The 18,276-nt window shown below is 54.2% G+C and carries 14 protein-coding genes; 6 read left to right on the plus strand and 8 right to left on the minus strand.

From position 1 onward, the window contains the following. Window position 1 precedes the first annotated feature (1 nt). The gene (ispE, locus tag CKQ54_RS14865; protein WP_120162520.1) at window positions 2-865 is read left to right on the plus strand and encodes a 4-(cytidine 5'-diphospho)-2-C-methyl-D-erythritol kinase; all 864 of its coding nucleotides are present in this window, start codon (window positions 2-4) and stop codon (window positions 863-865) included. Window positions 866-1,027: 162 nt separating this feature from the next. Then, window positions 1,028-1,975, plus strand: a complete 948-nt coding sequence (gene prs, locus CKQ54_RS14870; protein ID WP_013575591.1) for a ribose-phosphate diphosphokinase — start codon at window positions 1,028-1,030, stop codon at window positions 1,973-1,975. A 152-nt stretch (window positions 1,976-2,127) separates the two neighbouring features. On the opposite strand, the gene ychH is transcribed toward prs, so the two are convergent. Beyond that, window positions 2,128-2,406 carry a stress-induced protein YchH gene (gene ychH, locus CKQ54_RS14875; RefSeq protein ID WP_112288712.1) on the minus strand — a complete coding sequence of 93 codons (279 nt, stop codon included), beginning with the start codon at window positions 2,404-2,406 and terminating at the stop codon, window positions 2,128-2,130. A gap of 293 nt (window positions 2,407-2,699) precedes the next feature. Between ychH and pth the strand changes: the two genes are divergently transcribed. Continuing rightward, on the plus strand, window positions 2,700-3,290 hold the full coding sequence (pth, locus tag CKQ54_RS14880; protein ID WP_037034067.1) for an aminoacyl-tRNA hydrolase: 591 nt from the start codon (window positions 2,700-2,702) through the stop codon (window positions 3,288-3,290). An 86-nt stretch (window positions 3,291-3,376) separates the two neighbouring features. Here the strand turns inward: pth and CKQ54_RS14885 are convergent, their stop codons facing one another. From CKQ54_RS14885 to CKQ54_RS14905, 5 genes are all read right to left on the minus strand, one after another. Then, the gene (locus tag CKQ54_RS14885) at window positions 3,377-5,281 is read right to left on the minus strand and encodes a cation-translocating P-type ATPase (protein ID WP_120162519.1); all 1,905 of its coding nucleotides are present in this window, start codon (window positions 5,279-5,281) and stop codon (window positions 3,377-3,379) included. 12 nt (window positions 5,282-5,293) lie between these two features. Next, entirely contained in the window at window positions 5,294-6,337 is a 1,044-nt protein-coding gene (gene hflK, locus CKQ54_RS14890) for a protease modulator HflK (protein ID WP_120162518.1), read from the minus strand. Then, the gene (gene hflC / locus CKQ54_RS14895) at window positions 6,334-7,377 is read right to left on the minus strand and encodes a protease modulator HflC (protein ID WP_120162517.1); all 1,044 of its coding nucleotides are present in this window, start codon (window positions 7,375-7,377) and stop codon (window positions 6,334-6,336) included. The genes hflK and hflC overlap by 4 nt, the downstream gene beginning before the upstream one ends. Continuing rightward, window positions 7,374-9,332 carry an SPFH domain-containing protein gene (locus tag CKQ54_RS14900; protein ID WP_120162516.1) on the minus strand — a complete coding sequence of 653 codons (1,959 nt, stop codon included), beginning with the start codon at window positions 9,330-9,332 and terminating at the stop codon, window positions 7,374-7,376. The genes hflC and CKQ54_RS14900 overlap by 4 nt, the downstream gene beginning before the upstream one ends. A 245-nt stretch (window positions 9,333-9,577) precedes the next feature. After that, a complete protein-coding gene (locus CKQ54_RS14905; RefSeq protein WP_120162515.1) occupies window positions 9,578-11,059 on the minus strand; it encodes a SulP family inorganic anion transporter in 1,482 nt (493 codons plus the stop codon). Between the two features lie 217 nt (window positions 11,060-11,276). On the opposite strand from CKQ54_RS14905, the gene ychF reads away from it, so the two are divergent. From ychF to CKQ54_RS14920, 3 genes are all read left to right on the plus strand, one after another. Further along, entirely contained in the window at window positions 11,277-12,368 is a 1,092-nt protein-coding gene (ychF, locus tag CKQ54_RS14910) for a redox-regulated ATPase YchF (protein ID WP_112288718.1), read from the plus strand. 171 nt (window positions 12,369-12,539) lie between these two features. After that, a complete protein-coding gene (yajD, locus tag CKQ54_RS14915) occupies window positions 12,540-12,887 on the plus strand; it encodes an HNH nuclease YajD (protein WP_112288719.1) in 348 nt (115 codons plus the stop codon). Window positions 12,888-13,099: 212 nt separating this feature from the next. Next, window positions 13,100-15,301 carry a TonB-dependent receptor gene (locus tag CKQ54_RS14920; RefSeq protein WP_120162514.1) on the plus strand — a complete coding sequence of 734 codons (2,202 nt, stop codon included), beginning with the start codon at window positions 13,100-13,102 and terminating at the stop codon, window positions 15,299-15,301. A 63-nt stretch (window positions 15,302-15,364) separates the two neighbouring features. Here the strand turns inward: CKQ54_RS14920 and CKQ54_RS14925 are convergent, their stop codons facing one another. Together CKQ54_RS14925 and CKQ54_RS14930 are read right to left on the minus strand one after the other, a co-directional pair. Beyond that, window positions 15,365-16,951: an OpgD/OpgG family glucan biosynthesis protein gene (locus tag CKQ54_RS14925; RefSeq protein WP_244220216.1), complete on the minus strand. Its 1,587-nt coding sequence runs from the start codon at window positions 16,949-16,951 to the stop codon at window positions 15,365-15,367. A 230-nt stretch (window positions 16,952-17,181) separates the two neighbouring features. Continuing rightward, window positions 17,182-18,141, minus strand: coding sequence for a quinone oxidoreductase family protein (locus tag CKQ54_RS14930; RefSeq protein ID WP_120162512.1), 960 nt, complete (start codon window positions 18,139-18,141; stop codon window positions 17,182-17,184). Window positions 18,142-18,276 lie beyond the last annotated feature (135 nt).

The following is an 18,276-nucleotide window of genomic DNA, read 5'->3' on the forward strand; positions in this document are numbered from 1 at the left end:
GATGACGCAGCAATTGTGGCCTTCTCCGGCTAAACTCAATTTGTTCCTTTATATCACCGGGCAGCGCCCGAATGGCTACCATGATTTGCAGACGCTGTTTCAGTTTGTCGATTACGGTGACAGCCTGAGTTTTAACGTTCGTGACGACGGCGACATCGTCCTGACCACCCCGGTTGAGGGTGTGGCTACCGAAGATAATCTGGTGGTGCGCGCCGCGCGTTTATTGCAGCAGCATACGGGCACGCCTCAGGGAGCAGACATTGCGCTGCAAAAACGTATTCCGATGGGCGGCGGTCTGGGCGGCGGTTCTTCTAACGCTGCGACCGTGCTGGTGGCGCTGAATACGGTCTGGAATTGCGGGCTTTCCGATACTGAACTGGCGCAACTGGGTGTAACGCTGGGCGCGGATGTGCCGGTATTTGTGATGGGCCATGCCGCCTTCGCCGAAGGGATTGGCGAGATTTTACAGCCGGTCGAACCAGCGGAAAAATGGTATCTGATCGCACATCCGGGCGTCAGTATTCCAACGCCGGTGATTTTCGGCGATCCCGAGCTGACCAGAAATACACCAAAACGCCCTGTTAATGTGCTTTTGGACACGCCTTACGCAAATGATTGCGAACCGATTGCGAGAAAACGTTTTTACGAGGTTGAACAGCTACTTTCTTGGCTGTTAGAATACGCGCCGTCGCGACTGACCGGGACAGGTGCTTGTGTGTTTGCAGAATTCGACACTGAGTTTGCCGCCCGTCAGGTTTTGGACAAAATGCCATCGTGGAGTCGGGGTTTTGTCGCGCAAGGTGTTAATATCTCGCCGTTGCACCGTTTTCGCGAAGTCTGGTTGAGAACTGCGGGCAAAGCGTAGAGAGTCACAGCAGTTTTGTGTCTGTTCTTTGCCAGCCAATTATTCAACAGATTTAAGTAGTAAGATTTAGAAGTATCGTGAGCATAATGCTTTGGTACCGCTCACCGCCCGGTGGTACCAAAAGCCAATGTCTTCCCTGGACGCAAGCCTGAGGTTCTTCTCGTGCCTGATATGAAGCTTTTTGCTGGTAACGCCACCCCGGAACTAGCACAACGTATTGCCAACCGTTTATACACCAGCCTTGGTGACGCCGCCGTCAGTCGTTTCAGCGACGGTGAAGTAAGCGTGCAAATTAACGAAAATGTACGTGGCGGAGATATTTTCATTATCCAGTCCACCTGCGCGCCTACTAACGATAACCTGATGGAACTGGTCGTGATGGTTGATGCCTTACGCCGCGCCTCCGCTGGTCGTATCACAGCCGTTATTCCTTACTTCGGCTATGCACGTCAGGATCGCCGGGTGCGTTCTGCCCGTGTGCCAATCACCGCTAAAGTTGTTGCTGACTTCCTGTCCAGCGTCGGCGTTGACCGTGTTCTGACTGTAGACCTGCATGCAGAGCAGATTCAGGGCTTCTTCGATGTACCTGTAGATAACGTGTTCGGCAGCCCTATTCTGCTCGAAGACATGCTGCAACAAAACCTGGAAAACCCGATTGTGGTTTCTCCGGATATCGGTGGTGTTGTTCGTGCCCGTGCTGTGGCAAAACTGCTGAACGATACCGACATGGCTATCATTGATAAACGTCGTCCACGCGCAAACGTTTCTCAGGTGATGCACATTATCGGTGACGTAGCTGGCCGTGACTGCGTACTGGTCGATGATATGATCGACACCGGTGGTACGCTGTGTAAAGCCGCTGAAGCACTGAAAGAACGCGGTGCTAAACGCGTATTCGCTTACGCTACCCACCCGATTTTCTCCGGCAATGCAGTGGAAAACATCAAGAACTCCGTCATCGACGAAGTGATTGTGTGCGACACCATTCCACTGTCCGCAGAAATCCGCGCACTGAAAAAAGTGCGTACCCTGACCCTGTCAGGCATGCTGGCTGAGGCTATCCGCCGCATCAGCAACGAAGAATCCATTTCTGCGATGTTCGAGCATTAATCATTACGCCCCTGTTTCAGGGGCGTTTTGTTTTGCCTGAATGCGTTTTGCCATGAACAGAAATGCAAAAACCGTTATCGCGCGAGCGACAACGGTTTTTTATTGTTTATAAAACACTGTTTATAAAACTTTGTTAACTTTGTTTAAGAGACTCAGGAATGGCGATGCGATTTGCTGTTCGCGCAGCGGGAATCAAAGTGGCGAACCCACCAGTAACGGTCTGCGACGCGTTCATGCCCGCCGACTCTCGCTCCTGCCACCCATAAAATGGCGCCGACGAAAATACTGCCGATCGCGCCATGAGCCAGGAATTGCGGCAACCCGAGTTCAGGCATCTGGTTCAAAATCGAATAACCAACACCACCGACCATTGTGAGTAAACCGAGTCCCATCAGGCCATTGCCGATCATTCGTGCGGTTTTACGTTTCATAAGTCACCTCCAGTTGTCGATAGTCTTAGCATCATTGCTGTCTTGTCTTTTCCTGCCTTTAACTATAGACGTCCCATCCGGTTCACTTTGCGGCAGCGATCACAGAGAGAGAACATTGAACGACAAATCTTTACGTTTTCCAGATATATAGGTTTGAAAGGTTAATAGTCAGCACAATGAACTATTCAATATTTTGCGTAACTGGCACGAATTATTCTTTGTGATGTTTGGCACAGTGAAACGCGACAGGTAAACTAGCCCGCTAAACCTCACCGGATAAAGAAGCGAAAATCGTGAGCAGCATTAAATTGATCGTTGGACTGGCCAATCCCGGCGCAGAATACGCCCAGACCCGCCATAACGCAGGGGCCTGGTATGTTGATCTTCTCGCCCGTCAGCACAACCAGCAGCTGAAAGAAGAAAGTAAGTTTTTTGGTTACACCGCGCGTCTGTCGCTGGCCGGTCAGGACGTCCGTCTGCTGGTGCCGACCACCTTTATGAACCTCAGCGGCAAAGCGGTTCTGGCGATGGCGCAGTTCTACCGCATCGAGCCGGACGAGATTCTGGTCGCGCATGATGAGCTGGATATCCCTCCGGGCATGGCGAAAATCAAACTTGGCGGCGGTAACGGCGGTCACAACGGTCTGAAAGATATTCAGAGCAAATTCGGTAACAACCCGAATTTCTACCGTTTGCGTATCGGAATCGGCCATCCGGGCGATAAAAGCAAAGTAGTGGGATTTGTGCTGGGCAAGCCTCCAGCCAGTGAACAGAAGCTGATTGATGATGCAATTGATGAGTCATTGCGCTGCACTGAATTGCTGATGAAGGAAGGTCTGGAAAAAACCATGCGTCGTCTGCATACCTTTAAAGCCGAGCTTTAACACGCATTTCCGGCAAGCAAGATGAAACGCGGGCGCAAATTTGCGCCCGTTTTCTTTATATGAACAGAACAACAAAATTCAGACGTTCAGAGCGGCTCGTCGAAACGCAGTAAACGTCCGGCATTACCCAGCACCAGCAACGTGCTCAGATTATGCAGCAATGCGGCGATCAGTACGCCCGCCACGCCGAGCAATCCCATTGCAGCAGCAGCCATCACCACCAGCGTCCAGCCCAGTCCGATGAATACGTTGATTTTCAGCGTCCGGCGGCACGCACGGCTCAGGCGGACACACGTTCCGAGACGACGTAAATCGCTGCCGATCAGCACCACATCGGCAGAGGCCAGCGCGATATCACTGCCGCCTGCGCCCATCGCAATCCCCACCACGCCAGCCTTCAGCGCCAGAGAATCATTGATGCCGTCACCGACCACCATCGGACGGTAGCCCTGGGCAATTTCAGCGGAGACCTGATGCAGTTTATCTTCAGGTAAAGCCTGAGCGACCACGTCACTGATGCCCAGTTCACCGGCAATACGATGCGCCACACTGGCGCGGTCGCCGGTCAGTAAAAGCTGTCGTTGCAGCCCCAGCTGACGCAGTTCGGCTAACGCAGTCTGCGCTTCAGGCCGTAAAGAATCTGCCAGCAGCAACCAGCCAAGAAAACGCCCGTTCAGCGCCAGACCGACCAGCGGCCCGTCATGCTCAGGGACATCACTCACCGCGACGTTGTTCTGGCTGAAAAACGCCGGACGACCCAGCAATGCCTCGCCCTGCGCAGTTTGCGCCCGCACGCCCATGCCCTGCTGTTCTGAAAACTCTTCCAGTGGTAAATATTGTTCCCGGGGAAATAACTTCGCCAGCGCGCGGCTGACCGGATGGCTGCTGGCCGCGCCGAGACTGGCCGCCAGAACAAGCACTGCATCCGGGGATTCGTTTTCCTCCAGCACCGTTTGTTGCAGATGCAGTTCGCCGTGCGTCAGCGTGCCGGTTTTATCCACCACAATGGCGTTGAGATCGGCCAGTTCTTCCAGAAAAGCAGAGCTGCGGATCAGGATCCCGTGACGCGCCGCGACAGCAATACCGGCAATTGCGGTCGCGGGTGCGGAAAGCACCAGCGCACATGGACAGGCCGCCACCAGCACCGCCAGCATGGCGTGGGCATCACGCGTGATGAACCAGGTCGCCGCCGCGATCAGCAAAATCAGCACCAGATATTGCCCGGCATAACGCTCGAGCAGACGGGTGATCGGCGGTTTGGCATGTTCAGCTTTTTGCATCAGCGCAATCACTTTACCCAGCGTGGCATCCGCGCCGGTTCGCGTGACTTCAACAGACAGCAATCCGTCGAGATTAATGGCGCCACCAAAAACATCGTCTCCTGCACGGGCTTCCTGTGGCACGGATTCGCCAGTGATAGGTGCGGTATCCAGACTGGCACTGCCGGAGATGACACGCCCGTCGGCGGGCAGCCGGTCGCCAGCGCGGACTTCAACCCGGTCGCCGGTTCGCAGCTGATGGTTGTCGATCTCTTCAATCTCACCATCGGGCAAAATCCGCCGTGCGCGGCTGCGGGTCAGACGGCTGAGCGCATCAATGGCTTCCTGCGAACCGATCACACTACGTTCTTCCAGAATATGACCAAAAATCATAATGCCCGGCAGCAATGCGGCGGTCATCAGGTCGCCGGTCGCCCACGCGCCGAGCATCGCCAGTGCAATCAGCTGATCGGTAACACCGTGCAAACTCGGGCTGCGCAAGCTGTAAATCGCCGAACGCAATACCGGCACCGCCACCAGCAAAGACGCCACGCCGAACAGAATCTGCCCGACATCGCTTTGCTGCGGGAACAGCCACTGCCAGATCCAGCCGCACAGGAGCAAACCGAACGCGGTCATCGCCAGAAGCAGCTGCGCCGACAGGCTCCGCTGTTCATGACGCGTCAGCAGCACGCTTTTCGCTGCCGGTTCTTCAGAAGTAAAAGAAGTCACAGGGCAAATACCTCAGGGTTGAGAGGATGGACGGTCTGGCCCCGGCAGGATCAGATGCGCGTCGTCATGGGGGTCAACCGCCGTCACGCTGCCGGCATGAGCCAGGATCGCAGGCATCCGCTCGCGCCACAAACGCCACAACAATTCAGGAGAATGATCGTTTGCCAGTTGCACAATCGTCGCGGTATCGGTGGAAGCCCGCGCAATCTGTTCACTGGCTTTGGCCTGTGAAACCTGTAAGGCGCGATCTGCCGACTGAACAGCGTCCTGATGCACACGAGCCGCCTCATTAGTGGCGCTGGCGATGTTTTGCTCCGCCTGCTGACTGGCAGTCAGAACGGCATTAAAAGCATCAACCGCCGCAGGCGGCAAAGAAGACTGCACATCAACACGCATGACTTCAATACCGGTGCTGCTGCCCGCCGCATTCAGCGCGGCGAGTTGCTGATTGATGCCCTGACGCAAATCACCGCGCAGCCGCTCGCGTCGTTCGGCGATATTGCTACTGTTACCCACCATTTCTGGTCGTGCGACCAGAATCGTGTCGAGGTCGCGTGAGGCACAAATCGCCACCGCCGCGTGTTCGGTTAAGCGATCCAGCGCCGGTAATACATGCCCGCCCTGTAACACAAACGCCACCGGATCCGTGATGACGTAATACACCTGCACATCCAGCTGGACCACGCCGGAATCACCGGTCAGCAAATATCCGGCACCGGCTACCGCGTCACTTTTCTCGCCGCCGGTATTGGTCCACGCGGGCACAATGTCTTTTCTCAGCAAGGCTGTAACATGGTGTTCGATCACCCTGTCGGCGGCGGGTAATATTTCCACCTGCTCCAGCGGTTCGGGCCACGCCAGCAGCAGACCGGCACCTGCCGTGCGTGATACGGCTCCGAAGCGCATCACCACCGCGCGTTTGTCCGGCTCAATCTGGCGGACATTGGAGAACAGCCAGCTGGCGGCGGCAATCAGCGTTATGGCAAATAAGGCCAGATACGCCATCCTTCCCGCCTGAAACCAGGCATTGCCCTGAAAACGGGCCAGCGGATTCATGGATGTGGCTCGTTATTGGCGGCGGGTAAAACCGGCGGGCCTTCGACTAGCTGTCTGAACGGTGCGGCATCGGTACGCAATACAAGCTGTGTGCCGGGCGTGATCACGCTGTTGAGCGTATCGAGCGAGCGCAGCAAATCGTACAACGGGGGATTACCGGCCCACGCTTTGGCGTAAATCGCCGCACTTTGTACCTGCGCCTGCGCTTCAATATTGGCGGCGTTAACCGACGCATCGGCCTTAATCACGCGGGCATCGCGCTCGGCGGAAGACCGGATTTCGGCCGCCTGACGTTTGCCTTCAGCAGAGCGCTGGGTGGCGATGGTTTCGCGTTCAGCACGCATACGATCTACGGTTGCATCCAGTGTCACGGAAGGCAGCGTCAGGCGCTCAACGCCAACCTGCACCAGTTCGATGCCGTAGCTGTCGAGTAACTGGCGGGCAATCTGGTCATGCAGATGCTGTTCAAAACCGGAAAGACGAATTTTGCTGGCGTCGGTATTCACCAGATCAGCCAGCGCAAAACCGCTGGTGGTGGTTTCCAGCGCCGAGCCAATAAACGTGCGTATCTGCGCGGCAGCCATATCCGGCTGGTTTTGTACCGCACGGATAAAACGCTGCACATGCTGAGCATCGTTTTTCACCTGCCAGACGGTATACGCCTGCACGATGATCCGCAGGCCGTCGCGCGTGCCAACATCCTGCAAACCGCTCGACGTGGTGCGGATGCGTAAATCTACCGGAATGGCAGTTTCCAGCGGCACCGGCAGATGCCATGCCAGCCCGGGATTCAGCAGCACCCGTACCGGATCACCAAATCGGGTGATCACCATCGCTTCGCCGGAACGCACCTGTACCAGACAGGCAGACGCGGCAATCAGCGCCACCAGCACGATGGCAACCGACGCGCGCCGCCAGAATTTCGGCGCAGCGGGTCCGGAATGCGCGTGGTGATGATGGTGATGTCCGCCACCGTGATGATGCACGTGTTGGGCATCGTGGTCATGGTCGTGGGATTGAGTATGTTGGGGATCACTCACCGGGTAGTCTCCGCTTTAACAGAATGCGCCGCTTTATCCGCACCGGGCGTAAATGGCAGGGTGAAATTTCTCAGATCCAGAACCGGCGGCGTTTCGCCACCAATACGGCTGTCGACAATCAAAACTTTTGGATGTTGTTGCATCGCCAGCGTCAGCTGGCTGAAATAACGCTCATTCAGGAACGACTGCCCGCCAGCCTGATACGCCTGATTTTCCGCGTTAAACCGCAAGGTCATCACCTGCGCCTGATCGAGATTTTCATGACTTTGTGCCGTGGCAGCATCCAGCGCCAGACGGGAAAATTGCTGCGCGGCATTCAGCTGCTGCGCGGCCTGTCCTTTCTCACCGGCAATCGCGCTTTGTGCCAGGATCTGCGCGGCCTGTACGCCATGATAAGCATCCGCTGCCCCTGCTGGCGGATGGATGGATTCGATCACCGTCGCCAGCAGTTCCACACCGCTGTGGAGATTATCCAGCTGGCGTTGCACTTTCTGGCCGATATCGGCGGCAAGGCGGGTCTGTTCGCTGCCCAGCAGATTGTCGAGCGTTCGGGAGGAGAAATCATGCACCAGCACCTGATTGGCGATACTGCGGATCAGCACCGGCATATTTTCGGTGTGATACAAACTCGCCATTGCTGCGTCATCGTTCATGCCGATGCGGTACACAAACCGCACGTCCATATCCATGATTTGAAAGCTCTGCCGGTCATTGCCCGCGCTGGCGATAATTTGTGATTTGTCGCTGCTGTGGCTGGAATCCCATAACCGGTTGGCGCTTTCCGGCGCGGGGCCTTCGGCGGTATCGGCAACCTCAACCGGCGATGCCGTCGCCGGTTCTTCCGCGCCGGTGGTAAGTTCATGCACTTCGCCGTTGTCAACCATTTGCGTATGCCCGAAAGGCCACGGCAGACCGAGATGCAAACCAGGTTGCCTGACCGCGACCGGTTTCCCGAAGGATTCATAAATCCCACGCTGCGTCAGCGGGACTTCACTGACACCGGTCAGCAGCCAGCCCGTCAGCAGTAAGAATGCGGCCAGCGGCAACAGCGCGCGGCGGATAAAATGGAATGCCCAGATCTGGCGCAGATCGATGCCGAAATGCTGATGCAATTCGTTCTGCACAAACTGCAGCGGACGCGGCGGCCAGCAAATTTGTGCTGCCAGCAGGCTGCCCGCGATAAACTCAGGCTCTTTGTCCTCACGCGGTGGCGAAAACAGCGCCATCAGCGCGCGCAGGAAAAGTTCCAGCGCCACCAGCGCCGGCAAAATTCCCGTGAGCATAAGCAAATGCGCGGGCCAGACCGCCGTGCCACGTGCAAACATCACGCCGGCGGCACTCAGTAGCAAAACGCCAATCAGCATGCGCAGCAGCGGTGCCAGTCTTGCGGCTTCCGGCCATTCCTGCGGATTTTTTAACGTCCAGTGACGTTCAAGCACCAGCACCGCAAATGCGCAAAGAATGAAGAATGATCCGGCAAAATATCCCGCATCCCCTGCTTCGTTAGCGGGTAAAGGCAGTTGCCACAAAAGAAAGATGAGCAGTAATGCGGCTAATGCTGGAAGTGCCTGAAAGAACACGTGCGCATCGACATAACGCAACAGCGGGCGCACGCGAGCTGAAGCAGTCAGACGACGGAGAAAAGCGGAAGGTTTTTCCGGCAAAACGGGTTCAGCCGGAGATGCAAACTGATGCCCGCGCCAGCGGGTAATGCGTCGCGCACATTGCAGGGAGGCGGCGCAAACCCACAGGGCAGCCATAATATTGCCGGTCACCCAAGGCCAGACTGAGTCAGGGGAAACCATATACAGCATCAGCAATATCAGATACAGCACGCTGCTGATCACCATAATGCCGTTGATAAGCCCGGTCAGCCAGCGTGTGTGGGAGGCGGCCACCTGAAAACGCAGAGGTTTAACGGCGTCATCAGCCCCGGATGCCTTGTTTGTGCTCATGTCTGCTCCGGCAGAGAAAAAATAACCCGCGACGCGGGCACGGAGCCAGCAATTACGCAGTCAGATGAGCGTAACCGTATAACATTACAGAATTTTCAGCGATATGAATTTGGCCGTTTTTTTGCCACGAATTGTAAGCATTTATCAGCAAGGCGGGACGTCCGGCAGATTGGTTTTCTGCCAGCCGTTTTTATAAGGAAAGTCACATAAGAGGTGCGCCATTTTCAGGCGACACCATGAGGATTTCAGAGAGTATCTTCCGCGACATAATATTGCGGATCGTCGAGTTCATGCGAGCAGAATGGTCCGGCTTTCTTAAGCAGACTTATGCAGTCATGACTCAGATGGCGCAGGCGGATGCTTTTACCGGCTTCAAGATAACGCGTCGTCAGCTTATCAATCGCCTCCACCCCGCTCGAATCCATCACCCGCGTACCGGCAAAATCCAGCACCACATTTTGCGGATCGTTTTCAGGATTAAACAGCTCGGCAAAGGTTGCGGCAGAGCCAAAGAACAGCGGCCCGTCCAGTTTATATACCGCCAGGTCGCCTTTGGTTTTGTGCTCACGAATACGGATACGCGCCTGCTGCCAGGCGAAAACCAGCGCCGAGATAATCACACCGCTGATCACCGCCACAGCCAGATCGGTGAAAATGGTAATGACGGTAACAATCAGCATCACCAGCACATCGGCTTTCGGCATACGGCGCAAGCGGCGCAACGAACTCCACTCAAAGGTGTTGTAGCAGACAACCAGCATAATCCCGGCCAGCGCGGCAACCGGCAGCAGACCTATATATCCGGAGAGACTGACCACGAACAAGATCAGCAAAATAGCGCCCACCGTACCGGAAATGCGTCCGCGACCGCCGGACGTGAAGTTAATGATCGACTGCCCGATCATTGCACAACCGGCGAAACAGCCAAACAATCCGCAAATCGTATTTCCAGCACCCTGCGCAATACTTTCGCGGTTACCGTTACCTTTCTGATTACCCATTTCATCGAGCACTGTCATGGTCAGCAGCGATTCAATCAAACCGACCAGCGCGATGACGACCGCATACGGCAACACGACTTTCAGCATTTCAGCATTGAACGGAGCGACCGGCAGGCTGAAATGCGGCAACGCGCCGGAAATATCCGCGAGATCTCCCACACGTAAAGTATGCAGATTAAAGCCAATCGCGACGGCGGAGACCACAATCAGCGCAGCCAGCGAAGACGGAATGATTTTGGTCAGTTTAGGGAACAGCACCACCACCAGAATCGCCAGCAGAACCAGCCCGTACATCAGCGGTCCCTGCCCGGCAATCATGTGTAACTGCGCCAGCATAATGACAATCGCCAGCCCGTTCACAAAGCCGTGAACCGCGGGCAACGGCACCAGACGGATAAATTTACCGAGGCGGAAAACGCCAATCAGGATCTGAATGATCCCGGCAAAAATCGTCGCCCACAGGACGTATCCCATGCCGTGCTGTGCCGCCAGACTCATCAGCACCACCACAATAGAACCTGCCGCGCCGGAAACCATGCCCGGTTTGCCGCCGAACAGCGCGGTCACCAGCCCGATAATAAACGCCGTGTGCAGACCGACAATCGGCGACAACCCGGCCACCAGCGAGAACCCCACCGCTTCCGGGATCATCGACACCGCCACCACAAATCCGGCCAGCGTTTCATTCTTCACTTCTGACAACTTCAAACCACGCAGGCTAAACATAAGACATCCGGTATATTTCCAACTCAGTTAAAAAATTGTGACAAGTATCTAAAAATGACGGAACTGAGGCAAGGTTTAATCCGCAGCCTGCACCACGTGGGATCACAAGCGGATCGAGATAAATGTCGTTTACGTGTATAATGCGGAGAATTATGGACATTACATCGTGCGGTTAGAGTTAATCGCTTGATAACTAAGCTATTAAGGTGAGAAAAACATGGGATTCAAATGCGGTATCGTGGGCCTGCCGAACGTCGGTAAATCTACTCTGTTCAATGCGCTGACCAAAGCGGGTATCGAAGCAGCAAACTTCCCGTTCTGCACCATCGAACCGAATACCGGCGTGGTGCCAATGCCTGATCCGCGTCTAGACAAGCTGGCCGAGATTGTAAAACCGCAGCGCATTCTGCCAACTACCATGGAATTCGTGGATATCGCAGGTCTGGTAAAAGGCGCATCTAAAGGTGAAGGCCTGGGTAACCAGTTTCTGACCAACATCCGTGAAACCGAAGCGATCGGCCACGTTGTACGTTGTTTCGAAAACGACAACATCATCCACGTTAACAACAAAGTGGATCCGGCTGACGACATCGATGTCATCAACACCGAACTGGCGTTATCTGACCTCGATACCTGTGAGCGCGCCATTCACCGTGTGCAGAAACGCGCTAAAGGTGGCGATAAAGATGCCAAAGCAGAACTGGCTGCGCTGGAAAAATGCCTGCCACAGCTTGAAAACGCCGGTATGCTGCGTGCGCTGGACCTGACCGAAGAAGACAAAGCGGCCATCCGTTACCTGAGCTTCCTGACGCTGAAACCAACCATGTACATCGCGAACGTCAACGAAGACGGTTTCGAAAACAACCCTTACCTCGACGTGGTGCGTAAAATCGCAGACGCCGAAGGCTCTGTGGTTGTGGCCGTCTGTGCAGCGGTTGAGTCTGATATTGCTGAGCTGGAAGATGCTGACCGCGAAGAGTTCATGGCTGAACTGGGCATTGAAGAGCCGGGCCTGAACCGCGTGATCCGCGCCGGTTACGAACTGCTGAACCTGCAAACTTACTTCACCGCTGGTGTGAAAGAAGTCCGCGCATGGACCATCCCAGTGGGTGCCACCGCGCCACAAGCTGCCGGTAAGATCCACACCGACTTCGAGAAAGGCTTCATCCGCGCACAAACCATCGCGTTCGAAGACTTCATCACCTACAAAGGTGAGCAAGGCGCGAAAGAAGCCGGCAAAATGCGTTCAGAAGGTAAAGACTACATCGTCAAAGATGGCGACGTGATGAACTTCCTGTTCAACGTGTAAACCGCACTTCAGTTTCTGCATTGACTAAAAACCCACGCATTGTCGTGGGTTTTTCTTTTTATGATCAGGCTACCGGCGCCCGACTCCCTCTTTCATTTCGCCTCTCCCTCATTACGCGATATATTAGAGGCATTCTCATAAAATTTTCTCTTCGTAACAGGTAACATCTCAATGGCACTGATCCCAAAAAACTACCAGCGGCTGGAAAGCGGCTATCGTGAGAAAGCGCTCAAAATCTATCCGTGGGTGTGCGGACGCTGTTCGCGGGAGTTTGTGTATTCAAACCTGCGTGAACTGACGGTTCACCATATTGATCACGACCATACCAATAACCCGGCAGATGGCAGTAACTGGGAGTTATTGTGTCTGTATTGCCATGACCATGAGCACTCGAAATACACCGAAGCCGACCAGTACGGTTCAACGGTGGTAGCCGGTGAGGATGCACAAGATGATGTCGGCGCTGCCACCTATAATCCGTTTGCTGATTTACAGGCGATGCTGAATAAGAAGAAATAGGATCGATTTCGCTCCGCTCCTCCAGCAAAACTAAAAACCTCGGCATTAACCAAAATCCACGCGATGCCGTGGATTTTTTTATGATGTACGAGGCGATTCCCGCCAAATAAGTTAGCCAGCTTAGATTTTCCTTGCATCCCAAATTGTCGCAAGCATAATCGCAAATCAAAATAATAATGATTCTCAGTCCTTTTTTACATCAGGGTTACATTATGCGCGATTCCGCTACATTCACAGGGTTTAAACCGAGCCTGCTGGCACTCTTTGTCAGCGTCACTTGTATACCGGCGATGGCGGCGACTGCTCCGGCGACCTCTTCGACAGCAGCGTCAGGCGATACCATGACCATCGTCAGCGCGCCAGATAATGAATTCAAACCAGGCGGAAATGATCTGGTTCCGGCGTATCTCGATGGACAGGTGGCGCACGGCGGCCGTCTCGGTATGCTCGGCGAACAAAATGCGATGGATGTGCCGTTCAACGTGATGAGCTTCACCTCGAAACTGGTGCAGGATCAGCAGGCAAAAACGATTGCTGATGTAGTGCGTAATGATGCCACCGTCCAGAACGTGCAGGGATACGGCAACTTTGCCGAAACCTACCGCATCCGTGGCTTTGAACTTGACGGCGATGACATGACCTATGGCGGACTGCCGGGCGTCGTTCCCCGTCAGGTCATGGATGCCTCATTAATCGACCGGGTAGAAATTTTTAAAGGTGCCAACGGATTGATGAACGGTGCAGCGACGACCGGCGTCGGCGGCATGATCAACCTCGAACCGAAACATGCGGATGACACGCCACTGACCCGTGTCGGTATTGATTACACATCCTCTTCTCAGGTTGGCGGCACGCTGGAGCTGGGGCGTCGTTTTGGTGATGATAATCAGTTTGGTGTCCGTCTCAATGCGGTTAACCGAGAGGGTGAAACCGATATTGATGGTGAGAAAAAACGTACCACGGCAGCGTCACTCGGGCTCGATTATCGCGGCGATCGTCTTCGCACTTCTCTGGACATGGGCTATCAGAAGAAGACCTTCCACGACGCCCGTCTTGGCGTGAATATCAGCGGAGTGGATTTCATTCCGAAAGTGCCGTCCAACAGCCACAACTACAGTCAGGACTGGATTTACAGCAACATTGAATCTGAGTTCGGGATGGCCAAAGCGGAATACGATGTCACCGATAACTGGACCGTCTATGGCGGCGTTGGCGCACAGCATTCGCGGGAAACTGGCGACTACGCGTCCCCTGCCCTGAAAGATGAAGACGGAACGGCGACGATTGGCCGTCTGGACACTAACCGCATCATCAACAACTTCAGCGGTATGGCGGGCATTCGCGGCAATTTCGAAACTGCATTTATCACTCACAAAGTGAACTTCGGTTATTCCGCACTGACGTCACGCAATAACACCGCCTGGCGTATGGCTTACGGTGCCAATGCAGAAAACACCAATATTTATGACACCCCGAATGTCCCGAACCCGACACCTAATCTTTCAGGCGGCAATTACAACGATCCGCTGACGACCGGACGTAACCGCACTCAGGGCTATTTACTCAGCGATACGTTGGGTGTGCTCGATGACACCGTGTTGTTCACCGTCGGTGCCCGTCATCAGAAAGTAGTCGTGCGTAACTACAGCAATAAGACCGGCGCAGAAGATGTTTCATCGCGTTACGACGACAGTCGCTGGATGCCGACGTACGGCGTGGTTTATAAACCGTGGCAGGTACTTTCCCTCTACGCCAACCATACCGAGTCTTTGCAGCCGGGCGATGTCGCACCGGATACCGCGAAAAACTACGGTACAACCACCGGGATTGCGCATTCAAAACAGAATGAAGTGGGCGTAAAAACAGATTTTGGTCGCATCGGAGGTTCACTGGCGTTATTTGAAATCAAAAAACCTTCCGGCATCCTGAACAGTGATGGCTATTACGGCATGGACGGTGAACAACGTAACCGTGGCGTCGAGCTGAACGTATTTGGCGAACCGGTGCTCGGCCTGCGCCTGAACGGCAGCGCGACCTGGATTGATCCGAAGATGACCAAAACTGAAGATGACACATACAACGGCAAAGATGCGATTGGTGTGCCGCGATACAATCTGGTGCTGGGCGCAGAATATGACATCAAACCGGTGGAAGGTCTGACGGCAACCGCGCTAATTAATCATTCCGGCTCCCAATGGGCTGATTCTGCTAACACGAAGAAAATTGACTCGTACACCGTTCTGGATCTCGGCGTGCGTTACCGGACAAAGATCAACCAGAACGATATGGTCTGGCGTGCCGGTGTGGATAACGTGACCAACGAGAAATACTGGTCAAATATCGACAGTACCGGCACCTATATCTATCAGGGCGATCCGCGTTCTCTGAAAGTCTCCATGACTTACGACTTCTGATCCTGAGCGTAACGAACAACGGGGATGCAATTTGCATCCCCGTTTTTTATGCAGGTTTAGCCTTCACACTCCCTGCAACGGTTTCGGTGACGAGGTAAACGGCAGATACTGGTACATCCAGGTTTCTGACAGCGTTTTGTCGCCAGATTTGAGGTAGAGCCGGAGTTCAACCGGTTCTTTGCCGTCGACGTGCAAATCAAAAAACGTCCGCCAGTGGCCTTTATCTGAAGGGAGTTTGTTCACCTTAATATCTTTCAGCGTACCGCGTGATGCGCTGACCACCGCATCAATATGTGCATCTGCGGGCAGTTGCTCCAGTACGTCGCCGTGAAATTCAACCATAAATTTGCGTGCCGCAGGATCGGTATAAGCGCCGGGATTGCCCCCTCTTCCCAGCCGCGTTATCCCGCAACGCGCCAGTGTTGAAGGATAAGGCTCATCGGCCAGCCAGTGCATACGATAACTAAACTGATGTTCACTGCCGGCTTTGGCTTCATGCTCAGGTACCCACATCGCAACAATGTTATCGAAAATCTCGTCGTCAGTAGGGATTTCTATCAGCTGTACTGAGCCTTTGCCCCAGTCACCTTTCGGTTCAACCCACAAATCCGGGCGCCGCTCATATCCCGCTGAGCCAAGATAGCTTTCAGGATCGCGTTGTTTCTGCATGAGACCAAAACCCCGCGGATTATTGTCACTAAATGCTGAGACTCTGATTTGCAAGGGATTGTTCAGTGGCCGCCAGATATGTTCGTCACTGCCGGTCAGGACCGCTAAACCGTCGGAATCATGGACTTCAGGTCGCCAGTCGGAAGCGGATCCTTTCGCCATTTCGGAAAACCAAAACATCGAGGTTTGCGGGGCGATACCCAAACGCCCCACGTCACGGCGTAAAAACAGGACGCAGTCGACATCCATCACCACGCCCTGGGTGCGCTGCAGGTCAAAACGGTAGGCACCACAGACACTCGGCCCATCCAGCAGTGCATAAACCACCAGACGATCGCTGTCTTTCTCCGGAGATTCGAACCAGAACTGCGTGAAGTCGGGGAACTCTTCTTTGGTGTCGCCAAAAACGGTGTTAATTGCCACGCCGCGTGCAGACACCCCAAACTGGCCGAGTTCGCCCACAGCACGGAAATAGGATGCCCCCAGAAATGATACCCAGTCTTTCACTGGCGGCTTGTTAAGGGGTTGCCGATGTTCCAGCACGCGAAAGCCACTGAAAACGTTACCTTTCACAGCGGACAGCGCACCCTGACTATTATCCGGGAAGATAAAATAATCCGCATTCTGGATGATTTCACGGGCGCGTTTGTTTTCGACCACCGCCATTTTTACCGGCAATTTATGCAAATTGCTGACGCTAAAGAAGGTCACCGGGAAACGACTGACGCCTTCATTAAAAAGCGCATATTCCGGCTTATACATGACTTTGCTGTAGATGTCGTAATTGATGCTGGCCACTGCGCTGTCGGGCACCTGTTGGGGCGCAACATAAGGACTTTTGGCGCTTTCTTTTGCCTGTTGGATAAGCCCTTCGAAGCTAAAAGGCGTATCAGTTCCCAGTTTTAAACCTTGTGCTGCAAAGACGGCTGGCGTGAAACCCAGCGCGGAGAGCACCATTGAAAATGAAGTATAGGTAATCAAGTCACGCCGCGTAACCATAAACAGCACCCACTTATGTTTGAGAATAATTGTTCTTTTAAGTAAGTCTTATCAGAAAGTAAGAAGCTATTTACCAGACAAGTTGTGCTTCAATTCTAGAACACTTTTTCAGAAAAAATAGGCGCTCGAGCACAGACAAAAAATCCACGCAAGGCATGGATTTTTCTTCTCATCAGGCAACTGGTGTTAACAATACTCTCCGCAGCAGTCTTTTATGGCTTAAGAATAATTTTGCCACTGAAACTGCGGGTTTCGAGCAAACGGTGAGCCTTTGCACCGGAAGATAATGCGAACTCAGTGACCGGCGGCAATATCACCTTTCCGTCTTTTATCAGGGCGAAAAGACGGTCTGCGCGACGCTGGCGCTCTTCACCGGATACCAGATAAGTCCAGAGATCGGCACCCAATATACCGTGCGAATTTAGCTGAAGACGTGAGGGATCAAATGCAGAAAGCGCGCCGCCTGACATACCGAACAACACCACCCGCCCGCCGTCTTTGAGCGAATCAAGACTTTCTGTCAGCGTTGTACCGACAGAATCAAACACCACGTCAAGGCCCGCGCCCTGCCATTCCCGCACCTTTGCAGGCCAGGTATCGTAACCGGCCGCGGCTTCTGCGCCGAGTTCAACACAGGCAGACTGCTTGTCCTGATTCGACGCAACAGCAAACGCATGTATGCCCTGATGTTTCAACATCTGCAACAACAAGCGGCCAACGCCCCCCGCCGCCGCCAGTACCGCGACGTGCATTCCTGCACGCAGAGGTAACACGTCGTGCAGCAGATAATCGGCGGTCAGCCCCTGCAATAACACGGCTGCGGCATCGGATTCTGACAACCATTCCGGCAGGCGGATAGCGTGTTCAACGGGGACACGGATATGACTGGCATGTGCCAGAGGGACATCAGCGAAACCGACGCGGTCTCCGGCTTTCCAGCCTTTCACGTTTTCTCCGACGGCAATCACCTGCCCGGCACCTTCATAACCGGCGATATACGGTGAATTGCCTGCCAGCGGATAACGTCCCTGACGGCGATAAATATCGGCGAAATTCAGTCCGGCAGCGGTCACCACCACCTGCAGTTCATCGGCGGCCGGCACCGGATCTGGCGCTTCATGCATGTGTAACACCTCTGCCGTACCTGTACTTTCAAAAACCAGTGCCTGCATTGCCGTTCCTTAAAATAGAATTTTACGGGTATGGCGGCGATTATCGGCATGTGGATAGCGCAGATAAAGTGACGTCTGCTTTATTAATTCGATAATAAAAATTTATAATGTGATTCTTTATTCTAACCGGACGAA

The organism is Rahnella variigena (genome assembly GCF_003610915.1).
GTDB classification, from domain to species: Bacteria; Pseudomonadota; Gammaproteobacteria; order Enterobacterales; family Enterobacteriaceae; genus Rahnella; species Rahnella variigena.